Source organism: Aminobacter sp. J44, from assembly GCF_007829415.1.
Classification (GTDB): domain Bacteria; phylum Pseudomonadota; class Alphaproteobacteria; order Rhizobiales; family Rhizobiaceae; genus Aerobium.
The window spans coordinates 1-23700 of record NZ_VLJG01000042.1 but is presented as its reverse complement, the minus strand read 5'-3'; the positions used below and the strand labels follow the sequence as shown (position 1 = coordinate 23700).

Annotated in this window: 21 protein-coding genes, 1 tRNA gene and 1 pseudogene; 18 read left to right on the top strand and 5 right to left on the bottom strand. The window is 65.1% G+C overall.

From position 1 onward, the window contains the following. The 3 genes from L610_RS14615 to L610_RS14605 all read right to left on the bottom strand — a co-directional run. Positions 1 to 111: helix-turn-helix domain-containing protein (locus L610_RS14615; RefSeq protein ID WP_144705958.1), on the bottom strand; the 111-nt coding region annotated here is incomplete at its 3' end. 826 nt (positions 112 to 937) lie between these two features. Beyond that, positions 938 to 1014: transfer RNA gene (locus tag L610_RS14610), tRNA-Arg, on the bottom strand. 157 nt (positions 1015 to 1171) lie between these two features. Next, positions 1172 to 2659 carry a HAMP domain-containing sensor histidine kinase gene (locus L610_RS14605; RefSeq protein WP_024849711.1) on the bottom strand — a complete coding sequence of 496 codons (1488 nt, stop codon included), beginning with the start codon at positions 2657 to 2659 and terminating at the stop codon, positions 1172 to 1174. A gap of 327 nt (positions 2660 to 2986) precedes the next feature. Between L610_RS14605 and rpmH the strand changes: the two genes are divergently transcribed. The 9 genes from rpmH (at position 2987) to L610_RS14560 (ending at position 12528) form a co-directional block, all read left to right on the top strand. Beyond that, positions 2987 to 3121, top strand: coding sequence for a 50S ribosomal protein L34 (rpmH, locus tag L610_RS14600; protein ID WP_024849710.1), 135 nt, complete (start codon positions 2987 to 2989; stop codon positions 3119 to 3121). Positions 3122 to 3143: 22 nt separating this feature from the next. Continuing rightward, positions 3144 to 3488, top strand: coding sequence for a ribonuclease P protein component (gene rnpA / locus L610_RS14595; protein ID WP_024849709.1), 345 nt, complete (start codon positions 3144 to 3146; stop codon positions 3486 to 3488). A gap of 7 nt (positions 3489 to 3495) precedes the next feature. Continuing rightward, a complete protein-coding gene (gene yidC / locus L610_RS14590; RefSeq protein ID WP_024849708.1) occupies positions 3496 to 5319 on the top strand; it encodes a membrane protein insertase YidC in 1824 nt (607 codons plus the stop codon). A gap of 98 nt (positions 5320 to 5417) precedes the next feature. Continuing rightward, complete coding sequence (yihA, locus tag L610_RS14585) at positions 5418 to 6074, top strand: ribosome biogenesis GTP-binding protein YihA/YsxC (RefSeq protein WP_144705954.1); 657 nt, start codon at positions 5418 to 5420, stop codon at positions 6072 to 6074. A gap of 286 nt (positions 6075 to 6360) precedes the next feature. After that, positions 6361 to 7398 carry a BMP family protein gene (locus tag L610_RS14580; RefSeq protein ID WP_246659025.1) on the top strand — a complete coding sequence of 346 codons (1038 nt, stop codon included), beginning with the start codon at positions 6361 to 6363 and terminating at the stop codon, positions 7396 to 7398. Positions 7399 to 7515: 117 nt separating this feature from the next. Next, positions 7516 to 9036: an ABC transporter ATP-binding protein gene (locus L610_RS14575; protein ID WP_144705952.1), complete on the top strand. Its 1521-nt coding sequence runs from the start codon at positions 7516 to 7518 to the stop codon at positions 9034 to 9036. A 45-nt stretch (positions 9037 to 9081) separates the two neighbouring features. Continuing rightward, positions 9082 to 10131 (top strand): ABC transporter permease, encoded by a 1050-nt coding sequence (locus L610_RS14570; RefSeq protein ID WP_024849704.1) that lies wholly within the window; start codon positions 9082 to 9084, stop codon positions 10129 to 10131. Positions 10132 to 10294: 163 nt separating this feature from the next. Next, positions 10295 to 11239 carry an ABC transporter permease gene (locus L610_RS14565; RefSeq protein ID WP_198019559.1) on the top strand — a complete coding sequence of 315 codons (945 nt, stop codon included), beginning with the start codon at positions 10295 to 10297 and terminating at the stop codon, positions 11237 to 11239. After that, the gene (locus tag L610_RS14560) at positions 11236 to 12528 is read left to right on the top strand and encodes an amidohydrolase family protein (RefSeq protein WP_024849702.1); all 1293 of its coding nucleotides are present in this window, start codon (positions 11236 to 11238) and stop codon (positions 12526 to 12528) included. The genes L610_RS14565 and L610_RS14560 overlap by 4 nt, the downstream gene beginning before the upstream one ends. Before the next feature lie 3 nt (positions 12529 to 12531). Here L610_RS14560 and L610_RS14555 read toward each other — a convergent pair whose 3' ends face one another. Then, positions 12532 to 13044 (bottom strand): CAP domain-containing protein, encoded by a 513-nt coding sequence (locus tag L610_RS14555; protein WP_144705950.1) that lies wholly within the window; start codon positions 13042 to 13044, stop codon positions 12532 to 12534. Positions 13045 to 13163: 119 nt separating this feature from the next. Between L610_RS14555 and L610_RS14550 the strand changes: the two genes are divergently transcribed. Beyond that, a complete protein-coding gene (locus L610_RS14550; protein ID WP_024849700.1) occupies positions 13164 to 13439 on the top strand; it encodes a hypothetical protein in 276 nt (91 codons plus the stop codon). Here L610_RS14550 and L610_RS14545 read toward each other — a convergent pair. Continuing rightward, the gene (locus tag L610_RS14545) at positions 13436 to 14305 is read right to left on the bottom strand and encodes an AraC family transcriptional regulator (RefSeq protein WP_144705948.1); all 870 of its coding nucleotides are present in this window, start codon (positions 14303 to 14305) and stop codon (positions 13436 to 13438) included. The genes L610_RS14550 and L610_RS14545 overlap by 4 nt on opposite strands. A gap of 151 nt (positions 14306 to 14456) precedes the next feature. Between L610_RS14545 and L610_RS14540 the strand changes: the two genes are divergently transcribed. The 8 genes and pseudogenes from L610_RS14540 to L610_RS14505 all read left to right on the top strand — a co-directional run bounded on the left by L610_RS14540 (position 14457) and on the right by L610_RS14505 (position 23136). Next, the gene (locus L610_RS14540; protein ID WP_371713061.1) at positions 14457 to 15914 is read left to right on the top strand and encodes an aldehyde dehydrogenase; all 1458 of its coding nucleotides are present in this window, start codon (positions 14457 to 14459) and stop codon (positions 15912 to 15914) included. 57 nt (positions 15915 to 15971) lie between these two features. After that, complete coding sequence (locus L610_RS14535; protein ID WP_024849698.1) at positions 15972 to 17171, top strand: amino acid ABC transporter substrate-binding protein; 1200 nt, start codon at positions 15972 to 15974, stop codon at positions 17169 to 17171. A 72-nt stretch (positions 17172 to 17243) separates the two neighbouring features. Then, a complete protein-coding gene (locus tag L610_RS14530; protein ID WP_024849697.1) occupies positions 17244 to 18110 on the top strand; it encodes a branched-chain amino acid ABC transporter permease in 867 nt (288 codons plus the stop codon). Then, positions 18107 to 19102 (top strand): branched-chain amino acid ABC transporter permease, encoded by a 996-nt coding sequence (locus L610_RS14525; RefSeq protein ID WP_051473359.1) that lies wholly within the window; start codon positions 18107 to 18109, stop codon positions 19100 to 19102. Before L610_RS14530 ends, L610_RS14525 begins: the two co-directional genes overlap by 4 nt. Continuing rightward, complete coding sequence (locus L610_RS14520) at positions 19099 to 19827, top strand: ABC transporter ATP-binding protein (RefSeq protein WP_144705946.1); 729 nt, start codon at positions 19099 to 19101, stop codon at positions 19825 to 19827. The genes L610_RS14525 and L610_RS14520 overlap by 4 nt, the downstream gene beginning before the upstream one ends. Next, positions 19820 to 20533 (top strand): annotated as a pseudogene (locus L610_RS20555) (ABC transporter ATP-binding protein); the annotation flags it as partial. The gene L610_RS14520 and the pseudogene L610_RS20555, both read left to right, overlap by 8 nt. 470 nt (positions 20534 to 21003) lie before the next feature. After that, positions 21004 to 21672, top strand: coding sequence for a hypothetical protein (locus L610_RS14510; protein ID WP_144705942.1), 669 nt, complete (start codon positions 21004 to 21006; stop codon positions 21670 to 21672). Between the two features lie 3 nt (positions 21673 to 21675). Next, positions 21676 to 23136, top strand: a complete 1461-nt coding sequence (locus L610_RS14505; RefSeq protein ID WP_144705940.1) for an aldehyde dehydrogenase family protein — start codon at positions 21676 to 21678, stop codon at positions 23134 to 23136. Positions 23137 to 23700: the final 564 nt, after the last annotated feature.

Below are 23700 nucleotides of genomic sequence, written 5' to 3'. Positions count from 1 at the left end.
TCGCAGGTATTTGCGGATCGTGTTCCGCGACAGTCCCGTGCGCCGTGCAATCTCCCGGATCGAATGTCCATCCCGCAGATGCCAGCGTCGGATAACGCTCAGTAACGCCATGTCTATCACTCCAAAATCCCCTGCGATCAACCAGCAGGGGTGGGTTCAAACATGGGTCACTTCTCAATGGAAAAACCGCCCAATCCCGGGTCAGTTCTCGGCGGAAATCAACAGCTACGTGCGTTGGGTGCATATAGTCGGAAAGTTTTCCACCCGAATCTATTCTGTATTCCGTCTGGCTGATCAAAATGACTCCACAAGGATGCGCCGTCAGTGCAACATATTCCTTATGTGGAGGGCTATATCTAAGACAATATCGCGGTTCGGGGCGTGGATGACGACTCGCCCCTCCGGTTGGTTTCAATGAGGAACCACTTTGAGCATATCGATGAGCGAATTGACCGATGGTGGTCGCTGTCGCCGAGGCGAATACATGCCGATAAGGTTGTCGCTCCAAGGGGCCACATTGTGGGATTGGAGGAGATTGATACGTTCCGGTACTTCGAGCCCGAGGAAGGCGATGTAATTTTTTGGGGTGAGCAGTTCAGTATCTACGCGGTGCTTACCGAGGTGCAGCGGATACTCCCCAAGCTGCGAGAGGAAGTGGCCAAGCCCCAGGAGCAGTGACCGTCCGGTAATTTCTGCGAGAAAATTTCTTCGGGCGATACCCTTAAGCGAGACCCGGGGTATTCCCCCCTTGGTACCCGGGGGACGGGTAGGGGAGTGAGGCGCGTAGAGATCTGACCCTGCAGCCTGACGACACAGAGGGAGAAGGCGTCCCTTGCCGTTCTTCGCTGCGTCATTACTCGGTCATTACAAAACCGACTGAGACGAGGATCTCGGAGATCTCATCCGACAAAAGATTTAGTGATTTCAGAGAGTTAAATGGCGCGCCCGAAAGGATTCGAACCTCTGACCCCCAGATTCGTAGTCTGGTGCTCTATCCAGCTGAGCTACGGGCGCGCATGGCGTGGTGTGAACCAGCCCCGAAACGTGTCGGCCGCGAGGCCGTCGTCGTTCGTGGGCGCTAACTACCCACTCGCTTCGGGGATTGCAAGCGGGCATCGCAAAATTTTCTCGGATTTTTTTGCACATGCACCAGCTGCCGCAACGGCAGGCGTCAGGCGCGGCGGCGGATCGCGCTGCGCGCCGCGCCGATTTCCACAGGCTGGTCCGGGATCGTCACCGCGAACACCGTATGGCCGCCGCGGCTTTCCAGAAGCTCGATCGAGCCGCCGTGCAGGCGCGCCAGTTCCTGGGCGATCGCAAGGCCAAGGCCGGTGCCGCCGCTGCGCGCCGAGCCGATGAACGGCGTAAACAGATTTTCGCGCGCACGCGGGGGAAGGCCCGGCCCGGTGTCCTCGATCAGGATGCGGCAGACCGAGCCGGTGCGCTCGGCGCTGATCGACAGGCGCTTGACCACCGCCGTGTCCTTGTCGGCGGCCATCGCCTGCACCGCGTTGCGGGAGAGGTTCGACAGGATGCGGAACAGCTGCTCCGAATCGGCGTCGACCTCGAGGTCGGGCGCGACCGCGTTGACCAGCTCGATGTCGCTGCCGGCATCGAGCCCGAGGAACTCGTGCACCTCCTCGACCACCTGCCTGAGCCGCACCCGCCGGCGGCGGGGAGGGGCTTCTTGCGTGCGGCCATAGGAAAGAACGCCTTCGGTATAGGAGACGGCGCGGTCGATGGCGCGCAGGAGCTTTGGCACGAAGTTCTGCGCGACCGGATCCTCGACCGTGGTGAGACGGTCGGAGATGAGCTGGGCGGCCGCCAGCGTGTTGCGCATATCGTGATTAATCTTCGAGACGGCGAGGCCAAGGTCGGCGAGGTGTTTTTGCTCGGCGAGCGTGCGCTGCAGCTGCGTCTGCATCGAGGCAAGCTCGCGCTCGGCAACGCCGATTTCGTCGTCGCGGCCGCTCGGCGAAATGATTCGTGCCGGATCGTCAGGCGTGCGGGCAAAGTCGAGCATCGAACGCGTCATGGCGCGGATCGGACGGATCATCATCCGGTTGATCGCCGCATAGACGAGCATGGCGGTGATCAGGGGGATGATGAGGGAGAGGGCGGCGACGTTGCGCGCGTGCACAAGCATTGCCTTGCGCAGCGCCGATTCGCCGATCAGCACCTCGAATTCCTTGTTGCTCTCGCCGACGGGGCCGAAGACGCGCAGCACGCGGTTGCCGCCGAAGAGCAAAGTGTCGAAGGCTTCCTGGATCGCGGTCGGCATCGACATGTTGCCGAGGTCGACATGGACGTCGACCTGCGGCGGCACCTCGGTGACGACGAGGAGGCGCGAGGAGCCTTCGTCGCGCACGGCCACCGCCATGGCGCCCAGCGCCATGAGCACCTCGTCCTGGACTTCACGCGAAAGACTGTCGGGCTCGCTCTCGACGAGGACGATGCCGACGGCGGCGGCGGTCGCCAGCCGCTCCTCCAGCCAGCGCAGGCGGAAATTGGAGACGGAAGGCACGAAGATGAAGATCTCGGCCAGCATCACGAAGACGACCGTGATTGCGAGCAGCTTGGTCGACAGTCCGCGCGTCAGCGGCACCTCTTCAGTCGAGGCGTGTTCGGAGACGTGCGTGTCGGTCCCGGTTGCTGGCAATCCTTCCTCCGCGCCGAATGACAATCCTGCCGCGATGCATGCTCATTCTGCACGTACCAATTTAGTAGTCGCGAAGACGATAGACTACCCTCGGCGCAGTCTGCGGCGAACAGCTTGCATATACTGTGGCACAGGCGCTCCACCGCGCCCCGCAACATTGACTCAGGTGGCGCGCGATCATATAAGCCGCCCACGCTCGGGCCTTGGCTCCGTCGCTGGTCTTGTCATGCTTGCATGGCAGGGGGTTGCGGCAATCCATTTCGGGCGACGCTCCTGCTCATAAAGAGTCAGATCTAAGAAGGGCCGCACACCGCGGTATTTAAACAAATGAAGCGCACCTACCAACCCTCAAAGCTTGTTCGCAAGCGCCGTCACGGCTTCCGTGCACGCATGGCCACCAAGGGCGGCCGCCTGGTCCTGAACGCTCGCCGCGCCCGCGGCCGCAAGCGTCTGTCCGCTTAATTTGCCGCAGGGCCGCGCACCCGTGGCACGGCCAGCTGGCAAGGGGCCGGAGCGTCTCAAGAAGCGCAAGCAGTTTCTGGCCGTCCGGGCGGGTGAAAAGCGCCGCGGACGGCTGTTTCTGCTTGAAGTCCTGGACCGCAATGACGATCTCCCGCCCAGATATGGCCTGACCGTTACCAAGAAGGTCGGCAATGCGGTGGTCCGGAACCGCATACGCAGGCGGCTCAGAGAGGCCGTCCGCGTTCATGCCGCTGATGACATGAAGGCCGGCAGCGACTATGTGATCGTCGGGCGCGAGGACGTGCTCGGCGTCGCATTCGATGAACTGACCCGGGAACTGTCCCGCAGAATTCGCGGCGCGCGGTAAGGAACCGATGGAAAACAATCGCAATTTCTTCATCACGATCGCGATCTCGGTGGCGATCCTGGTCCTGTGGCAGGTGTTCTACATGAACCCCCGCATCGAGGCGCAGCGCGAGGCCGCGCGCATCGAGCAGGAGCAAGCCCAGGCCCAGCAGGCTGAGCAGCCGGGCGCAACGCCAGCTCCGGCCACGTCTTCAAACGACGTCCCCGGCCAGGGCCCGGCGGCAACGGTTCCCGCAGGCGCCCCGCAGGCTGCCGCGAAGACCCGTGAGGCCGCACTCGCCGCGTCGAGCCGCATCCAGATCGACACGCCGCGCATTGCCGGCTCGATCAACCTGGTCGGCGGCCGCATCGACGACCTGATCCTCAAGGACTACCGCACGACCGTCGAGAAGGACTCGCCGAACATCGAGCTTCTCAACCCGTCGTCGCGGCCCGACGGCTACTTCGCCGAGTTCGGCTTCGTCGGCAGCGCGGAAACCGGCTCGGTTCCCGGCCCGTCGACTGTCTGGACCGTCGAAGGCAACCCGACGCTGACCCCGGCTACCCCGGTGACGCTGACCTACACCAACGATCGCGGCCTGACCTTCACCCGCACGATCGCGGTCGACAACGACTACATGTTCACGATCTCCGACGCGGTGGCCAATGCCGGCGAGGCTCCGGTCTCGCTGTCCGGCTACGGCCGCGTCGCGCGCATCGGCACCCCGGCGACCCAGGGCTTCTACATTCTCCACGAGGGCCTGATCGGCGTCACCGGCACCGAGGGCCTGCAGGAGATCGACTATTCGGATCTCGCCGAGAAGCGCCAGATCCAGCCCGGCAAGTCCGAGGACGGCTGGCTCGGCATCACCGACAAGTACTGGGCCGTCGCGATGGTCCCGTCGGGCGCGCAGGCGTTCCAGCCGCGCTTTGCCTTCTTCAACGAGGGCGGCGAGCGCTACCAGGCCGACTACCTGACCGACCCGATCACGGTCGCTCCGGGCCAGTCGCACACGCTGGAGACGCTGGTCTTTGCCGGCGCCAAGGAGACCGCGAAGATCGACGCCTATGAGGCAGAGCGCGGCATCCGCCAGTTCGACCTTCTGATCGACTGGGGCTGGTTCTACTTCATCACCAAGCCGATGTTCTATCTCATCGACTGGCTGTTCCATGCCCTCGGCAATTTCGGCCTCGCGATCCTCGCGACGACCGTTATCGTCAAGGCCGTCTTCTTCCCGCTTGCCAACAAGTCGTACAAGTCGATGGCAAACATGAAGATGGTGCAGCCGCAGCTGCAGGAAATCCGCGAGCGCTACGCGGACGACCGCATGAAGCAGCAGCAGGCGATGATGGAGCTGTACAAGACGGCGAAGATCAATCCGCTGGCGGGCTGTTGGCCGATCGTGATCCAGATCCCGGTGTTCTTCGCACTCTACAAGGTGCTCTACGTCACCATCGAGATGCGTCATGCGCCGTTCTTCGGCTGGATCCGCGACCTCTCGGCTCCGGACCCGACCTCGCTGTTCAACCTGTTCGGCCTGCTGCCCTACGACGTGCCGGCGGTCCTGCTGATCGGCGTGTGGCCAATCATCATGGGCATCACGATGTTCCTGCAGATGCGCATGAACCCGACGCCGCCGGACCCGACGCAGGCCATGATCTTCAACTGGATGCCGGTGATCTTCACCTTCATGCTGGCGTCCTTCCCGGCTGGCCTCGTGATCTACTGGGCATGGAACAACCTGCTTTCGATCACCCAGCAGGCGATCATCATGAAGCGCCAGGGCGCCAAGATCGAGCTCTGGGACAATCTGGTGGGCTTGTTCAAGAAGAAGCCGAAGCCGGCGGAGTAAGAGGTCGGCAACCGATTGAGGAAGGCCCGCCGAAAGCGGGCCTTCTTTGTTTTTGCGGCCATATCGGCTAAGGATCCGCGACCTTGAAGGAGCAAGCAATGAGTGAAGTGCAGCAGGCGGTGACCGCGGACCTGTTCACGCGCCCGTGGGTATTCATCCGTGGCGTGCCCTCGATGAAGTTCCTGCCGCCGGAAGGCCCGGCCGAGGTCGCCTTCGCCGGCCGCTCGAACGTCGGCAAGTCGTCGCTGATCAACGCACTGGTCGGCCGCAAGGGCCTTGCACGCACCTCGAACACGCCGGGCCGCACGCAGGAACTCAACTTCTTCGTGCCGGATGGCTATTCGGGCGAGGCAGGCGACCTGCCGCCGATGGCGCTGGTCGACATGCCGGGCTACGGCTACGCGCAGGCGCCGAAGGCGCAGGTCGACGCCTGGACGAACCTTGTTTTCGACTATCTCAAGGGCCGCGTGACGCTGAAGCGCGTCTACGTGCTGATCGATGCCCGCCACGGCATCAAGAAGAACGACGAGGACGTGCTGACGCTGCTCGACAAGGCGGCGGTGTCCTACCAGATCGTCCTGACAAAGATCGACAAGATCAAGGCTGCCGGCGTGCCGCGCCTGCTGGCCGAGACGGCGGAGAAGATCCGCAAGCGGCCGGCGGCGTTCCCGACGCTGATCGCGACTTCCTCGGAAAAGGGGCTCGGCATGGACGAGCTGCGCGAGGCCATCGCGCTGGTCGTCAACGGCGGTTGAGCTGACGCTGCGTCGCTCGCGACAAAGCGGTGGATGTTGCACCGCACATACTAGGAAAGCGTACCCCTCCGGCGTTAGGGAAGGTCCGATCAGGGCCGAACGCCGGGGCATTCCACCGGGGCGTTCTGGCGGGCGGCCATGAGGGTGCCGCCCATTTTTGTTGCAGGGAAAGCTTGTGCGTAAAAGAAGGTCATCCGATTGCCGGGTGCCGGAATTTCGCATAGGTTTTTTCCCGAACGATAAAAAACGGACGACAACCCAATCCGTGCCAGCCAGAGGTGGACAAATGCCAGGTTTCCCGAAAGTCTCCAGTTTCATGCCGGTGTCGCGCCGCCGGCTCCTGCAGGGTGCAGGTGCAGCAGCGATGCTCGGCGTCGCCGGCGCACCGTCGCGCCTGTTCGCGCAGGAAAAGCTCAAGGTCGCGGCAGTCTACACTGTGCCGTTCGAGCAGCAGTGGGTGAGCCGCATCCACCTCGCGGCCAATGCTGCCAAGGAAGCCGGCGAGATCGAGTACGCCGCGACCGAGAACGTCTCCAACACCGACTATGAGCGCGTGATGCGCGAATATGCCGAGCAGGGCTACCAGCTCATCCTCGGCGAGGTGTTCGGCGTCGAGGATGAGGCGCGGGCCGTTGCCGCCGACTACCCGGAAGTCGCCTTCCTGATGGGTTCGTCCTTCCCGGCCGATGACTCGGTGCCGAACTTCGCGCCGTTCGACAACTACATCCAGGACGCCTCGTACCTGACCGGCCTCATCGCCGGCGCGATGACCAAGACCAAGAATATCGGCCTCGTGGGCGGCTTTCCGATCCCGGAGGTCAACCGCCTGATGAACGCCTTCATGCAGGGCGTGCGCGAGACGGCTGGTGACGACACCAAGTTCCAGGTCGCGTTTATCGGTTCGTGGTTCGATCCGCCGAAGGCCAAGGAAACCGCCTTCGCCCAGATCGACGCCGGCGCCGACATTCTCTACGCCGAGCGCTTCGGTGTGTCGGATGCCGCCAAGGAGCGCGGCGTTCTGGCGATCGGCAACGTGATCGACACGCAGTCCGACTATCCGGAGACGGTCGTTGCCTCCGCGCTGTGGGACTTCAAGCCGACGCTCGCCAAGGCGATTGCCGAGGTGAAGGCCGGCACCTTCAAGGCCGCCGATTACGGCGTCTACTCCTTCATGAAGGAAGGCGGCTGCTCGCTTGCTCCGCTCGGCACCTTCGAGGACAAGGTTCCGGACGAGGTCAAGAAGCTCGTCGCCGAGAAGGAAGCCGCGATCCGTTCCGGCCAGCTCGTGATCGAGATCAACGACAACGAGCCGAAGTCGAGCTGATAGCAACACTGTGCCTCCCGCGAGGGAGGCGCTATTTCATGGGCAGGTGGAGGAACAATCCTTCAGCCTGCCCTGTCCTTGACGGACAGCGCCCGCTGTCGACACATCTGCGGTCTCATGGCTGAAACTGTTCTGCGTCTCACCAACATCACCAAGCGGTTCGGCCCGCTGGTGGCGAATGATTCCATCTCGCTGGAACTCGCGGCTGGTGAGGTGATCGCCCTGCTCGGCGAGAACGGCGCGGGCAAAACCACGCTGATGAACATCCTGTTCGGCCACTATGTCGCCGACGAGGGCACCGTCGAGGCGTTCGGCAAGCTGCTGCCGCCGGGCGACCCGCGCGCGGCGCTCGATGCCGGCATCGGCATGGTGCACCAGCACTTCACGCTGGCCGATAACATGACGGTGCTGGAAAACATCGCGCTCGGCACGCAGAGCCCGTGGTCGTGGAAGCTCGACCGCTCGGGCGCCCGCGCGCGTATCCGCAAGCTTTCGGAAGATTTCGGCCTTGCCGTAGACCCCGACAAGACGGTCGCGCAGCTGTCGGTCGGCGAGCGCCAGCGCGTCGAGATCCTCAAGGCGCTCTACCGCAATGCGCGCATCCTGATCCTCGACGAGCCGACGGCGGTGCTGACCCCGCTCGAGACCGACGCGCTGTTTGCAACGCTGAAGATGCTCGTCGCCAAGGGCATGTCGATCATCTTCATCTCGCACAAGATGCATGAGGTGATGGCGGTCTCCAACCGCGTGCTGGTGCTGCGCGGCGGCAAGCTGGTCGGCGGGCGCGAGACGGCGGGCGCCACGCGCCAGGAGCTCGCGGCGCTGATGGTTGGCCAGGAAGTTGCCTTCCCGCCGGTGGAGGCCGTGCCGCGCGGCGAAGAATTGTTTTCGCTCGAGAACGTCTCGACGACACCGCGCGCCGGCGGCAGCGCGCTCCACAACGTTTCGCTCTCGCTTTATGGCGGCGTCATTACCGGGCTCGCCGGCGTGTCCGGCAACGGGCAAGCAGCGCTCGCTGCCCTGCTGTCGGGAACCGAAAAGCCGCTGTCCGGACAGATCCGTATCGCGGGGAGGGAGGTTTCCGCCTGGTCGCCGCGCGAGGCGCTGGCCCGCGGCATTGCCCGCGTGCCGGAAGACCGTCATGCGGTCGGCTCGATCGGCGACATGTCGGTGACCGAGAACGTGATTTCCGAGCGCTACCGCTCGGAGCGCTTCAGTCGCCACGGCTTCATGGACTGGAAGGCCGCGCGCGCCTTCGCCGAGGAGCTGATCCGCGACTACGACGTGAAATGCCCGTCGCCGGACGCGCGTATCCGCCTGCTATCGGGCGGCAACATGCAGAAGCTGATCCTCGGTCGCGCGCTCGATCCCGATCCGGTCGTGATCCTTGCAAACCAGCCCACGCGCGGCCTCGACGTTGGCGCCGTCGCCTACGTGCACAAGAAGCTGCTCGAAGCCCGCGCCCGCGGCGCGGCGATCCTGCTAATTTCCGAAGACCTCGACGAGATCCTCAGCCTCTCCGACGAGGTGCGCGTGATCTTCAAGGGAAGGCTCTCCTCGCCCTCGCAGCGCGGCGAGCGCAGCGTACAGGAGATCGGCGAACTGATGGCCGGCCACGGCATCGGCGAGGCGGCGTGACGATGATGCTTTCGAACAACGACAATTCCCATTCGAGGCCCCGCCATGCGGCTTGAGCCAAAACCGGCGCCGACGCTTGTCGAGACCTTTGCCTATCCGCTCGGCGCGGTGGTGGTGACCTTTGTCATCGCCTCGCTGCTGGTGCTGGCTGCGGGCGCATCGCCCTTTTCCGTCTTCGCGCTGGTCGCCAAGGGCGCGGCGGGCTCGCGCTTCGCGATCATGGAAACGCTGACGCGGGCAACGCCGCTCATCTTCACCGGCCTTGCCGTCGCGGTCGCGTTCCGCGCCAAGCTCTGGAACATCGGCGCGGAAGCCCAGCTTTACGCCGGCGCGCTGATCACCGTGGTGCTGGCAACCGGTGCGCTGCCACTTCCCGCTCCGATCCTCATTCCGATCCTGATGATCGCGGCGATGGCCGCCGGTGCGTTGCTCCTGCTTGGCCCCGCACTTCTCAAGACCCGGCTCGGCGTCGACGAGGTGGTGACCACGCTGCTCCTCAACTTCATCATGCTGCTGTTCGTGTCGATGCTGCTCGAAGGCGTGCTCAAAGACCCGATGGGCATGGGCTGGCCGCGCTCGCCAAAAATCATCGCGGATGCCCAGCTGCCGAAGCTGATCGCGCGCACGCGCCTGCACCTCGGCTTCCTGATCGCGATCGTCTCGGCGGTGGTGGTCTGGATCATCATGAAGAAGACGACGCTCGGCTACGAGATGCGCGCTGTTGGCCACAATGCCGAGGCTGCGCGCTTTGCCGGCATTCCGGTCAACAGCGTGCTGATGAAGACGGCGCTGCTGTCGGGCGGCTTGGCGGCGCTTGGCGGTTTCTCGGAAGTGACGGGCCTCAAGAGCAACCTGACGCTCGATCTGTCGCCGGGCTTTGGCTACACGGGCATCGTCGTTGCGATGCTGGCGATGCTCAATCCGCTCGGCGTGGTGCTTTCTGCGATCTTCGTTGCCGGGATCTTTGTCGGCGCGGACGCAATGAGCCGCACGGCGGGCGTGCCGTCCTACATTGCCGACGTGATGGTGGCGACGGCGCTGCTGACGATGGTCGTCGCGATCATGATGACAAGGTTCCGTGTGAGGTGGCGGTGATGGACAGCGTATTTGCAATAACCGCGCCCGCATCGATCGGCCCCTCCGGCGCTTCGCGCCACCTCCCCCGTAAACGGGGGAGGATCAGCAGCGGTGACGTCGGATCCTTCCCTGCGAAGCGGGGGAGGGGGACCATGTGCAGCATGGTGGAGGGGGCCTCGCTATGATCGAAGCCTTCGACATTCTCCTGACCGCCTCGTTCTGGGTCGCCGCGATCCGCATCGCCTCGCCGCTGATCTTCGCCACCATGGGCGAGCTGATCTGCGAGCGCGCCGGCGTGCTCAACCTCGGCATCGAGGGCATCATGGTCGCCGGTGCATTCGCCGGCTGGATCACCGTCTATCTCGGCGGTGATCTCTGGTTCGGCCTCGTGGTGGCGGCGCTCGCCGGCGCGGCCTTCGGCCTGCTGCACGCGACGCTGACGGTGCCGCTCGGCCTGTCGCAGCATGTCTGCGGCATCGGCATCACGTTGCTGGCAACCAGCCTGTCCTACTTCACCTACCGCCTCGTCCTGCCCGAAGTAACGTCTCCGCCGCGCATCGAGCCGTTCCAGCCGCTGCCGATCCCGGGACTTTCGGAAATCCCGGTCATTGGCCCGGCGCTGTTCAACCAGACGCCGCTGACCTACCTCGCCTTCATCACCGTCGCACTGGTCGCCTGGGTGCTCTACCGTACGCCGCTTGGCCTTGCCGTGCGCGCGGCGGGTGAGAACCCGTCTGCGGTCGAGGCGCAGGGCATCAGCGTCACCGCCATCCGCATGGGCTCGGTCATCGTCGGCAGCGCGCTGATGGCGATCGGCGGCGCGTTCCTGACCATGTCCGCGTTCAACTCGTTCTTCTTCGAGATGATCAACGGCCGTGGCTGGATCTGCATCGCGCTGGTCGTGTTCGGCTCCTGGCGGCCCGGCAAGGCGCTGCTTGGCGCGATCCTCTTTGCAGCCTTCGACGCCTACCAGGTGCGGCTGCAACAGCTGACCGGCGGCGCGGTGCCCTATCAGCTGTTCCTGATGATGCCGTTCGTGCTGTCGATCCTCGCGCTGGTCGTCATGGCCCGCCGCGCGACATATCCGAAGGCGCTTATGATTCCATACCAGAAAGGCGAAAGATGAGCTTCGACCTGATCGTCAAGAACGGTGTGCTGCCGGACGGCCGCACCGCCGACATAGCCATTTCGGGCGACAAGATCGCCGCGATCGAACCGAAGATCGAGGCGCAAGCCGGCCGCGTGATCGATGCAGAAGGCTCGCTGGTTTCCCCGCCTTTCGTCGATCCGCACTTCCACATGGACGCGACGCTGTCCTACGGCATCCCGCGCATCAACCGCTCGGGCACGCTCCTCGAAGGCATCGCGCTGTGGGGCGAGCTGAAGCCGCTGCTGACGCATGAAGCCGTCAAGCAGCGCGCGCTCGACTACTGCGACTGGGCCGTGTCGATGGGTCTGCTGGCCATCCGCACCCATGTCGACACCTGCGACGACCGACTGCTGGCGCTGGAAGCGCTGCTCGAAGTGAAGAAGGAGGTCGCGCCCTATCTCGACCTGCAGCTGGTTGCCTTCCCGCAGGACGGCTTCTACCGCGACCCGACGGCGCGCGCGAACACGATCCGTGCCCTCGACATGGGCGCCGATGTCGTCGGCGGCATCCCGCACTTCGAGCGGACGATGGAAGACGGCCGTCGCTCGGTGACGGAGTTGTGCGAGATCGCGGCCGAGCGTGGCCTGATGATCGACCTGCACTGCGACGAGACGGACGACCCGATGTCGCGCCACATCGAGCAGCTGGTCTATGAGACGCAGCGCCTCGGCCTGCACGGCCGCGCCAACGGCTCGCACCTGACCTCGATGCACTCGATGGACAACTACTATGTCTCGAAGCTGCTGCCGATGATGGCGGAGGCGCAGGTTTCGGCGATCGCCAACCCGCTGATCAATATCGTGATCCAGGGCCGCCACGACACCTATCCGAAGCGCCGCGGCCAGACCCGCGTGCCGGAAATGCTGAAGTACGGCATCCGCGTCGGCTTCGGCCAGGACTGCGTGCTCGACCCGTGGTACTCGCTCGGCACCGGCGACATGCTCGACGTCGCCTTCATGGGTCTGCACGTCGCGCAGATGACCCACCCGGACGACATGCGCAAATGCTTCGACATGGTGACGGTGGAGAACGCCGCCATCATGAACCTCGAAGGCTACGGTCTCGAGGTCGGCAAGACGGCCAGCCTGGTGGTGCTCGATGCGGGCGATCCGGTCGAGGCGATCCGCCTGCGCGCCGAGCGCCTGACGGTCGTCTCCAAGGGCAAGGTCGTTGCCGAGCGTCCGCGTCGCGACACCACGCTGACGCTGCCGCGCCGTCCCGCCAGCGTCAACCGCCGGCACAAGCTGCCGCCGGTCGTGGACTGAGAACTACACACCGAGGACGAGCGCCCAGTAGCGGCGCTCGCCGCTGGCATCCGCCGTGTAGGCCAGGCCGAAGCGGCGGAAGTTCGGATTGAGCATGTTGTTGCGGTGGCCGGTCGAGGCCATCCACATCTCGAACAGGCGGTCCATGCCGAAGCGGCCGGCCGCCACGTTCTCCGCCGACATTCCGCGAACGCCGTTCTTCTGCATGCGGGAGGCAAAGTCGCGGCCGAAGCTGGTCGTGTGAGCCATCTTGCCGGTCTGGGCCATGTAGGCCGACTGCTCAAGCGCCGCACGCTCCAGCTGGCCGTCGGGCGAGAGCGGCGACAGGCCGGCCTGTTCGCGGATGCGGCGGAGATAGGCGGCACCCTCGGACGACGCGCCGGCGCTGGAACCGGTCGGCTGTGTTGTCGTGGTGCAGCCAGCAGCGGCGAGGAGTGCGGTTGCCCCAAAGCCGATCAAGACGGTCCGGCGGCTGGCGAGGGACGAAGAGGGGAAAGTGGTGGGGAGCGTTGTCATGGGCGCTGAAACTAACGCCGAAGATGGCAATTCGCGGGCGGCTGCCTCACTTGCAACCAATTCCTGCGCCGCTAATTTCCCGACAAGCTGACCATCTGCCTCGTCATGGGAGACGTTACATGTTGCGCCGAGTTCTAGCTCCCGTTTTGCTGCTATTCCTTGCCGGCTGCGTGACGGCCGAGGAGCAGCGGGCGATGGACGAAGACACCTGCCGGTCCTACGGCTTCACGAAGAAAAACGATGCCTTTGCCGAGTGCCTGCTGCGGCTCGAACTCGACCGCCGCGCCGAGCGCCGCGCGAGCATGGCGCAGCTCGAATACAGCCGGCCGTGGGTGATCTACCGGCCGGTGCCGGTGCATCCGCCGCATCCGCCACGCCCGCCGCACCGCGACTAGGGCCAGTCGGCAAAGCCTGGGGTAGGAGCGTTGCGCCCTTCCTGCTGCAGGCTAGCTGCGATCTTGCGGTAGCGGCCGGGGGGCACGCCAATCATCCGCTTGAAGAAGCTCGAAAAGTGCGCCGGGTCGTGAAAGCCGAGCGCATGGCCGAGCTGCTCGATCGTGAGCGACGAGCGCTCCAGGCGAAGCGCCGCCTCATGCGCCAGCCGCTCCGAGATCAGCGCCTTGGGCGACTTGCCGATCTCCGAGGTGCAGATCGAATGCAGCCGGTCGGCGGAGACGCCGAGGGCTTCGGCGTAGCGCGCGACCGGCCAGTGGCTGCGGAAGTTCATTTCGACCAGCTGGCGGAAGCGCTGCAGGATACCGGATTTCGCGCCGCTGCCGGAGGGCACAAGCTCCTCGCCGCCTGCAATGCGCAGCATCACCACCAGCATGATCCTGAGCAGCGCCGACAGCAGCAGGTGCGAGCCTTCAAGCGGCTGGCGCAGCTCGCGCAGGATGCCGTTGCAGCAGCGCTCCAGCGTGGCGGCGTGTTCGGCTTGGCCGGTGAGCGACAGGGCAAAGTTGCGATCGGCGAGCTGGTGCAGGCCAACCGACTCCGCCTGGTCGCCTATGGCCGCGATGACCAGCGGCTCGGAGGTCCAGCAGCGATAGCCGGTGGCGCCCGCATCGACCCTGAGCCGACCGGAGGCGAGGGTGCCCAGCCACAGGCAGGCGGGCGCGGTAATCGTAAAACGGCTGCCTTCCGTTTCAGCCTCGGCGCTGCCATCGGTCAGCAGAAGAAACTGCCGCCCGGAAGAATCCGGCTGCCGGTTGAACGACCAGCTGCGCGGATGAAGACTGCTCTCGACGCGTTCCGCTTTCACGCTGTTCGTCCGCCTTTCGGGAAGATCGATGCGGTTTGCTTATGCCCTTCATCTTCTTTCTGATGCGGGGCGCCAGATTTCTACAAGAGATCGCCAGATTTATCCATATCAGTAGTGCTTTCCTTGTAGTTTGCTTCTAGCCGGAAGGAGCCTGTCCACTTCAGTGGACGGGAGCCGGGCAGGGAGACCCGGCAAGGGGAGGCGAGATTTGAACGAGGCCGTGCGCGCCACGACCGCAGTTTCCGTGTTGGCTGAACGCTGCAAGGCGTCGACGGTCGTCGAAGCACGCCATATCGCCAACATTGCCGCTTCCGCATTTCCCCGCTGGTCGCGCACCGCGCCTGAAGAGCGCCGTTTCATCCTCGAAAGAGCCGCGGAGCGCCTGCTTGCCCACGGCGACGACTTCATTCGCCTGATCTCCGAAGAAACCGGTGGCACGGCCGCATGGACGAGGCTGAACCTCAAGCTCGGGGCGTCGATCCTGCGCGAGGCAGCGGCAATGACCTCGCAGGTCGCCGGCGAGGTCGTGCCCGTCAACATGTCTGATACGCTGTCGATCGCGCTGCGCCAGCCCTGCGGCGTGGTGCTGTCGATGGCGCCGTGGAATGCGCCGATCGTGCTTGCGACACGTTCGATCGCCTGGCCGCTTGCCTGCGGCAACACCGCCGTCTTCAAGGCGTCAGAACTCTGCCCGCGCACGCATGAGCTCATCGTGCAGGTGTTTGCCGAGGCTGGTTTGCCCGAGGGTGTCGTCGGCATCGTCCACAATGAGGTCGATCACGCCGAGGAGATCGTCGAGGCGCTGATCGCGCATCCGGCGGTGCGCCGCGTCAACTTCACCGGCTCGACCCGCGCCGGCAAGGTGATCGCCTCGATCTGCGCGCGGCACCTGAAGCGTTCGCTGCTCGAACTCGGCGGCAAAGCGCCGCTGATCGTGCTGGATGACGCTGATATGGATCAGGCAGTTGCCGCTGCCGCCTATGGCGCGTTCTTCCACCAAGGCCAGGTCTGCATCTCGACCGAGCGGCTCATCGTTCACGAAGACCTTGCCGAGGACTTCATCGACCGGCTCAAGGCACGCGCCGAACGCATGACTGTGGGCGATCCGGAAAAGCCAGAAGGCCGCATCGGCCCGATGATCTCCGAACAGGCGGCGGGCCGCGTGCGCGGCCTGATCGACGACGCCGTCACCAAGGGCGCACGGCTGGTGGTTGGCGGCCGGCAGGAGGGTGCGTGGCTCGATGCCACCATCCTCGACGGCATCACGCCCAATATGCGCATCTACTACGAGGAGACGTTCGGGCCAGTCGCCTGCGTCATCCGCTACGCCGATATCGACGAGGCGGTTTCGATCGCCAACGACACCGAATACGGGCTCGCCGCCGCGGTGTTCGGCCGTGACGTCGGCCGCGCGCTCGATGTCGCGCGCAGGCTCGAGACCGGCATCTGCCACATCAACGGCGCGACCATCAACGACGAGCCGCAGATGCCATTCGGCGGAGTCAAGGCCTCCGGCTGGGGTCGCTTCGGCGGCCGCGCCGGCATCGACGAATTCACCGAGCTTCGGTGGATCACCATTCAGAGCGGGAAACAGGAGTACCCGATCTGACGCATACCCGCGGAGAAATCCGCAACAGTTTTGGGCATTTCAACGGGAGGTAACGACATGCTGAGAAGGACATTCATCGCACTGGGCGCTTCGGTGGCCCTCGCGGGACTCACGGCGACAGGCGCGTTCGCGGAGGAGGTGCTGAAGATCGGCGCCAGCGCGCCGAAGACCGGCCCGCTCGCCGGCGGCGCAGCCATGACGCACTGGCCGAACGTCAAGCTCTGGGTCGACGAGGTCAACGGTGCGGGTGGTCTCGACATCGGCGGCACCAAGCACAAGATCGAGATCGTCGAGTATGACGACCAGACCTCCGCTGAGACTGCGATCCAGAACATCCAGCGCATGGCGACGGTCGACAACGTCGACTTCATCATCACCCCGTACTCGACGGGTATCAACGTCGCAGCCGCGCCGATCATCGCGCAGTACGGCTTCCCGCACATCACGACGAGCGCGGCCACTGACGGCATCGAGGACTTCGCCAAGCGCTGGCCGAACTCGTTCTGGATGCTCGGCAGCGCGACCCAGCTCGCCAAGGGCGCGGTCGAGACGCTGGTGAAGCTGCGCGACAAGGGCGAGATCGGCAACAAGGTGGCGCTGGTTCACGTCGCCGACGCCTTCGGCCTCGAGCTGGTCGGCGCCGCCAAGCCGGCGCTTGAGGAAGCCAAGTTCGAGATCGTCTACGAGGCTTCGTTCCCGCTCGGCACGCAGGATCTTGCGCCGGTTGTCTCGGCTGCCAAGGCCGCCACGCCGGATGCCTTCGTCGCCTTCTCCTATCCGGGCGAGACCTTCGCGCTCACCGAGCAGGCGAAGATCCAGAACCTCGAGGTCGGCGCGTTCTACACCGGCGTCGGCACCGCCTTCCCGCCGTTCGCAGGCCGCTTCGGCAAGTCGGCTGAAGGCATCCTCGGCATCGGCGGCATCGACATCGAGAACCCGAAGATCGCCGACTACATCAAGCGTCACACCGAGTCGGCTGGCTCGGGTCCGGACTTCTGGGCGAGCGCGACCACCTACGCCGGTCTGCAGATCCTCGGCCAGGCGATCGAGAAGGCCGGTACCAAGGACCGCGCTGCCGTGATCGAGGCGATCAAGTCGAACAGCTTCGACACGGTCATCGGCGAGGTGAAGTTCGTCAACAACGTCAACCCGAACGTCTGGACCGTTGGCCAGTGGCGCGACGGCAACTTCGTTGCTGTTGCCGCGGACGGCATGTCGGTCTCGGCCGAGCCGGTGAAGAAGCAGGGCTGGGAATAAGCCCCGCCTGAACACTCAAGACTTCCGGCGCGGGCGACCCGCGCCGGAAGATCCTATCGGTAGAAGAGTTTCATGCAGATCATCGTCACCGGCATATTGTTGAGCGGGACCTACGCGCTGATAGCGCTGGGCCTGACGCTCCAATACGGCGTCGCGCGCATCATGAATCTCGCCAATGGCGAGACGCTTGTCGCCGGATGCTTCATCGCCTTCTGGCTGTTCGCGTCGTTCGCGATCAATCCGATCCTCGGCCTGTTCATCATTGCCCCGCTGGCATTCGCCTTCAACTGGGGCATCTACCAGGTCGCGCTCAAGCCGCTGGTCGACCGCGCAAAGAACCGTGGCCAGCTTGAGGTCGATTCGATCCTCGCGACCTTCGGTCTGATGTTCCTGCTACAGGGCCTGATGATTTCGGGCTTCGGCGGCGAGTACCACTCCTACCAGTTCCTGTCGGAACGCTTCGAGATTTTCGGCAGCGCCTATGGCCTCAACCGCGTCGTCGCCTTCATCGCGGCGGTCGTGATTGCCGCGGTGCTGTACTACTTCCTCTACCGCACCCGCCTTGGCACCGCCGTGCGCGCGGTGGCGGTGGACCCCAATTCGGCGAACCTCGTTGCCATCGATGTCGCCAAGGTCGCAGCCGTCACCTTCGCGCTGGGCGGCGCGCTGACGGCCTGCGGCGGCGCGCTGCTGTCGACCTTCTACACCTTCAACGCCTCGATGGGCGTCACCTTCACCATGAAGGCGCTGATCATCGTCATCATGGGCGGTGTTGGCGACGTGCGCGGCGCGGTGGTGGCGGCGCTCATCCTCGGCATCGCCGAGACGCTGGTTGCGACTTACATCGACCCCGGCCTGACGATCGCCGCAACCTACACGCTGTTCATCATCATCCTGCTGGTGCGGCCGCAGGGCATCTTCGGGAGGCGCACGACATGAGCGAGCTTCCGTTCGGCATCACCCAGAAGGAACTGCGCATCGGCATCGGCATCGCCGTTGCCGCCGGCATCGCCGCGCTGCTGCCGCTGTTCGACCAGGGCTATTACCTGTCGCTGTCGGTGAACCTGATGCTCTACGCCGCTCTCTGCACGGCCTGGACACTGTTCTCGGGCCCGACGCACTACGTGTCGCTTGCCTCCGCCGCCTTCTTCGGTCTCGGTACCTATGCGGTGGCGCTGGGCGTCGAAAGCATTCCGTTCCCGATCCTGGTGGCGTTCGGCGCGGTAGCCGCAGCGATCCTCGCCGGCCTCGTCGGCGCCGCGACGCTGCGCCTCTCGGGCGTCTACTTCGTCATTTTCACCCTCGGCCTTGCCGAGCTGGTGCGCCAGGTCGTGACCTGGGCGCAGGCGAAGTTCACCGGCAAGACCGGCCTTTACGTCTTCACCGACTTCCGGGAGATGCACATCTTCTGGATGCTGCTCGCGCTCACCATCGCCATCTTCATCACCGGCTGGCTGATCAATCGCTCGCGGCTGGGCTTTGCCATGCAGATCATCGGCAATGACGAGACGGTGGCGCGCCACGTCGGCATCGACACCGCGCGCTCGAAGATCCTGCTGTTCATGATCTCCGGCGCCTTCATCGGCATTGCCGGCGCGATCTGCGCGCCGCGCTACGCCTACATCCAGCCGCCATCGGCCTTCAATCCGCAGATCTCGTTCCTCGTCGTCATCATGGCGCTGCTCGGCGGCACCAAGCGGCTGTGGGGCCCGCTGGTCGGCGTCGTGCCGTTCATCTTCGTGATGGACTTCGTCGCCGCGCGCCTGCCCAATCAGATGCCGATCGTGATGGGCATCGCCTTCCTCGCCATCGTCTACTTCGTGCCGAATGGCGTGACCGGCGTGCTGGAGAAGGCGCTGGCGAAGTGGAAGGCGCGCAATGCGCCCGCGCCTCAAGCGGTCGCGGACAAGCCGGCGGAGGTGCGCCCATGAGCCTCGCACTTTCCGTTCGCACCGTTCGCAAGCAGTTCGGTGGCCTTGTCGCGGTCAACAACGTCTCGTTCGACGTGCATGACGGCGAGTTGTTCGGCCTGATCGGCCCGAACGGTTCCGGCAAGACGACGATGCTGAACATGATCTCCGGCGCGCTGAAGCCGACGTCTGGCGAGATCATGCTCGGCCATGACCGCATCTCCGGTCTGGCCGCCCACCACATTGCCCGCAAGGGCGTGGCCCGCACCTTCCAGCTGGTGAAGGTGCTGCCCTCGCTCGACGCGGAGGAGAACGTCATGGCCGGCGCCGTCTTCGGCCACCAGCGGCTTTGGGGCGAGGAGGCGAGATCGCTCGCCCGCCAGCTGCTCGAGCGCGTCGGCCTTGGCGGGCGCGAGCACATGCCGGTCTCGGCGATGACCTATATCGACCAGAAGCGGATCGAGATTGCGAGGGCGCTTGCTTCGAACCCCCGCGTGCTGCTGCTCGACGAGTGGCTCGCCGGCCTCAACCCCAGCGAGCTGCAAATCGGCATCGAGCTCATTGCGGAGCTGCGCGCGGAAGGGCGCACCATCATCATGGTCGAGCACGTGATGGACGCGATCCGCACGCTATGCGACCGCTGCGTCGTCATGTCGAGCGGCGTGAAGATCGCCGAGGGCGGGGTGGCCGAGACACTGTCAGATCCGGAAGTCGTGCGTGCGTATCTGGGAGACGACGATGCTTGAGGTCAAAGACGTTTCCGTCTCCTACGGCCGCCACCGCGCCCTGCAGGGCGCGAGCCTGAAGGTCGAGAAGGGCGAGATCTGCGTCATCCTCGGCGCCAATGGCGCCGGCAAGTCGACGCTGCTCAAGGTGATTGCCGGCATGGTGAAGAGCGAAAGTGGCTCGGTCATCATGACCGGCAAGGACATCACCCACCTCAAGGCGCACCAGATTGTCGAGGAGGGTATCGCGCTGGTGCCCGAAGGCCGCGGCATCTTCGGCGACCTGACGGTGGCCGAGAACCTGCAGCTCGGCGCCTTTGCGCGGCGCGCCCGTGCGGGCGAGACCGCGACGCTGGAGCAAATCTACCGCCTGTTCCCGCGCCTTGCCGAGCGCAAGACGCAGATCGCCCGCACCATGTCGGGCGGCGAGCAGCAAATGGTTGCCATCGGCCGCGCATTGATGTCAAAGCCCGACATTTTGATGCTGGACGAGCCGTCGCTCGGCCTGTCGCCGCTGCTCTCGCAGGAGCTTTTCCGCGCGCTGGCGGAGGTGGCAAAGACGGGCGTGGGCATCCTGCTCGTCGAGCAGAATGCGCGCCAGAGCCTCAAGATCGCCCAGCGCGGCTACCTGATCGAGAACGGTCTTGTCACCGGCGAAAACACCGCTCAGGCGCTGATGAACGACCCCGCTGTCATCAGCGCTTATCTTGGCGGCGCAAAGGCTGCGGCCGCAACGCCGAAGGCTGCCGCAGCAAGGCCGAGGTTCCAGCTTCCGGCGGCCCTGCGCCTGCCGCTCAGCGTGGAGGCGCTTGGCCGCGCGGTGGGAGCTCTGGCCGCCCGGGCAGGGCGAATCCAGTGGGCGTTCATCCGCGCCCTGCGTCGTGACGCGCCGCCGCCGTCCGCCTTCGTCGGTCGCTACGACCCGAAGGCGATCCCGGACCCGTGGAAGGAAGTTGCGACCGAGGAAGTTTCGCGTCCCGTCATTGCCGCCGCGCCGCTCAGCGTCGCGCCCAATGCGCGGCGTTTGGGCGAGAACGCGAGCGACTTCGCGGCCCGCGCTTCCGAGCGGCTCGCCGCGCACATCGCCGCGCGCAGGCTCACCGCAAAGCGTCCGAGCGCCTTCGACAAGCCGTTGGTGGCGCAGCCGCTCCGGTCCCGCGTAAACCTGCGGAACCTGTTGCGCCGAAGCCGGAGGACGTGGCGCCACCCAAGCCGAGCCTGATCGGCCACAATAGCGGCGGGTTGCCCATTGATGATGAGGACATGCCGACCGCAGCCAGCCACCCGCAGAAGGTCGACCAGCCGGTGAAGTTGTCGCCGGCGGATCTCGCTGCCCGCGCGGCCGAGATTCAGGCGGCCTACATCGCCCGTCGCCGCCAGGGCTTGGGGCATTTCGCGCCGGTCCCCGAATACCGCGCTTCCATCGCGCCGGCTCCCGCCACGGCCGAGCCGCCGAAGCAGCCGCCGCAGCCGCAGCCGGCCCGCCCGGCCGCAGATGCCTTTGCCGACATGGGCGCACGCGCGGCCGCCCGGCAGGCCGAGCATGTCGCGCGTTTGCGCGGCAAGGTTGCCAAGGCCGCGCAGGTGCCGCTATGGCAGCCACCTGAACCGCGACGGATCGAGGCGCCGGCAGAAGGTGCCGATTCCGCTTCAGCGGGCGGCAAGAAGCCCGTGGTGGAAGAGCCGGCGAACAATGCGGTCGCGGAGCTCGTGTCGCGGGCAACCTCGATCCAGGCCGCGCATGTAGCGAACAAGCGCAAGGGGCTGACGGCCTACACCATTCCAACGCAGCCGTCGCGGACGCGGCCGGCTGCCCCCGAAACGGACCCCGCAAGGGGGCGAGAAACACTGAGCAAGGAGGCCTGACACATGGCTCGCGTATTCGAAGGCATGTATATCGGCGGCGGGTGGACCGGCGCGAAGAAGACATTCAAGGACTACAACCCGGCCGACGGTTCGGTCTGGGCCGAGGTTCCGGATTGCGGCCGCGCCGAGACAGCAGCCGCGATCGAGGCGGCGCAGGAAGCGTTCCATGAATGGTCGCAGCTGCCGTTCTCCAAGCGCGCCCACTATCTCCACAAGGCCGCCGAGATCTGGGAGCGCCGCCGCATGGAGATCGTCGACGCGATCCAGGCCGAGGGCGGCGGCTGGTTCGGCAAGGGCATGTTTGAGACCGGCTACGTGACCGAGGTCTTTCACGCTGCGGCGGCTTCCGTCTGGAATCCGACCGGCGAGGTGATGCCGTCGGAGTATGGCAAGATCTCGATGGCCGTGCGCCGTCCGATGGGCGTCGTCTCCGTCATCAGCCCGTGGAACTTCCCGTGCATCCTGACCGCGCGCGGCTTCCTGTTCCCGCTTGCCGCCGGCAACACCATCGTCCTGAAGCCGTCGGAAGAAACGCCCTATCTCGGCGGCCTGCTGTTTGCCGAAATCTTCGAGGAAGCCGGCCTGCCGAAGGGCGTCTTCAACGTCGTCACCTGCTCACGCGACAACGTGCAGGAAGTCGGCGACGAGCTGATCGAGCACCCCTATGTGAAGGGCATTTCCTTCACCGGCTCGMCCGCCGTCGGACGCCAGGTCGCGGCCAAGGCTGGCGCGCACCTCAAGAAGTGCTGCGTCGAGCTCGGCGGCAAGGACTCGCTGATCGTTCTCGATGACGCCGACATGGAACGCGCCACTCAGGCGGCGAACTTCGGCTCCTTCATGCACCAGGGCCAGATCTGCATGTCGGTCGAGAAGGTTCTCGTCCACGAGAAGATCTTTGACGAGTTCCTCAAGCGCTTCGTCGAGCGCGCCGCCCGCCTCAAGGTCGGCGACCCGACCAAGAGCAAGGAGCACATCATCGGCCCGCTCATCAACGACAAGCAGGTCGGCAAGGTGCGCGAGCAGCTCGAGGATGCGATCGCCAAGGGAGCCAAGGTGGTGCTGGGCGGCAAGATCGACGGCCGCTTCGTCGAGCCGACGATCCTGACGGGCGTCACCCCGGACATGAAGCTCTACCAGGACGAGACCTTCGGCCCTGTGGTGCCGGTCATTCCGTTCCGCACCGATGACGAGGCAATCGCCATTGCCAACGACACCGAATATGGCCTGTCGGCTGGCGTGATGAGCCGCGACGAGGCGAGGGCGCTTGCGATCGTCAACCGTCTCGAGACCGGCAACTGCCACGTCAACTGCTCGTCGGTGAACGATGAGCCGCACGTGCCGTTCGGCGGCTTCAAGGCCTCTGGCTCCGGCAAGCATGGCGGCCGCTGGTCGCTGGAGACGTTTACCGAGACCCGCTGGATCACGCTGGACCGCGGCGGCCGTCCGTTCCCGCCGGTGTTCTAAAGCCAGAGAGGCTGGCAGGGCTGTCCGAGAGTACTCGGCCCGCCCTCCAGCAAGCGCGTGGAGTATTGCATTGAGAGAAGGCCCGGGCCGATTGTTCCGGGCTTCTTTTTTTGACGTCGTCTGGTGGGGGCTGGCTCTCGCATTGTTGCCCCTGGTATCCGAGGCTGGTGGTTATCAGAAACGTTCCGGCATGGATCCTCGGGTCGAGCCCGAGGATGACGATGGGAGGCTTCGCAAGCGAGGTCTGGCGCTCGTGTCGCCCCCTCCGCCGCCTTCGGCGGCACCTCCCCCATAAATGGGGGAGGATCCGGGGTTGAGGCTTTCGAGGCTAGGATTGTACCTGCGGCGCTGGAGGCAGGCGCTCAATGAGGTGTCGTCAGTAAGCCGCTATTGCTGACAAGAGAAACTCATGCCCGAGGCGGGGGTAGGCCCCTTCCGCAATCACTTCCTGGCGTTCCGCGACAGATGGGGGGCTTGCTTCTCGCTCAACCTTTTCCCCCGGCACGCCCTCGGGATCCTCCCCCGCGCGCGGGGGAGGTGTCGCCGAAGGCGACGGAGGGGGCT

Coding starts and splice junctions, on each gene's coding strand:
- rpmH (WP_024849710.1), top strand. CDS start 2,987: ATGAAGCGCACCTACCAACCCTCAAAGCTTGTTCGCAAGCGCCGTCAC.
- yidC (WP_024849708.1), top strand. CDS start 3,496: ATGGAAAACAATCGCAATTTCTTCATCACGATCGCGATCTCGGTGGCG.
- yihA (WP_144705954.1), top strand. CDS start 5,418: ATGAGTGAAGTGCAGCAGGCGGTGACCGCGGACCTGTTCACGCGCCCG.
- L610_RS14580 (WP_246659025.1), top strand. CDS start 6,361: ATGCCAGGTTTCCCGAAAGTCTCCAGTTTCATGCCGGTGTCGCGCCGC.
- L610_RS14575 (WP_144705952.1), top strand. CDS start 7,516: ATGGCTGAAACTGTTCTGCGTCTCACCAACATCACCAAGCGGTTCGGC.
- L610_RS14570 (WP_024849704.1), top strand. CDS start 9,082: ATGCGGCTTGAGCCAAAACCGGCGCCGACGCTTGTCGAGACCTTTGCC.
- L610_RS14565 (WP_198019559.1), top strand. CDS start 10,295: ATGATCGAAGCCTTCGACATTCTCCTGACCGCCTCGTTCTGGGTCGCC.
- L610_RS14560 (WP_024849702.1), top strand. CDS start 11,236: ATGAGCTTCGACCTGATCGTCAAGAACGGTGTGCTGCCGGACGGCCGC.
- L610_RS14555 (WP_144705950.1), bottom strand. CDS start 13,044: ATGACAACGCTCCCCACCACTTTCCCCTCTTCGTCCCTCGCCAGCCGC.
- L610_RS14550 (WP_024849700.1), top strand. CDS start 13,164: ATGTTGCGCCGAGTTCTAGCTCCCGTTTTGCTGCTATTCCTTGCCGGC.
- L610_RS14535 (WP_024849698.1), top strand. CDS start 15,972: ATGCTGAGAAGGACATTCATCGCACTGGGCGCTTCGGTGGCCCTCGCG.
- L610_RS14530 (WP_024849697.1), top strand. CDS start 17,244: ATGCAGATCATCGTCACCGGCATATTGTTGAGCGGGACCTACGCGCTG.
- L610_RS14525 (WP_051473359.1), top strand. CDS start 18,107: ATGAGCGAGCTTCCGTTCGGCATCACCCAGAAGGAACTGCGCATCGGC.
- L610_RS14520 (WP_144705946.1), top strand. CDS start 19,099: ATGAGCCTCGCACTTTCCGTTCGCACCGTTCGCAAGCAGTTCGGTGGC.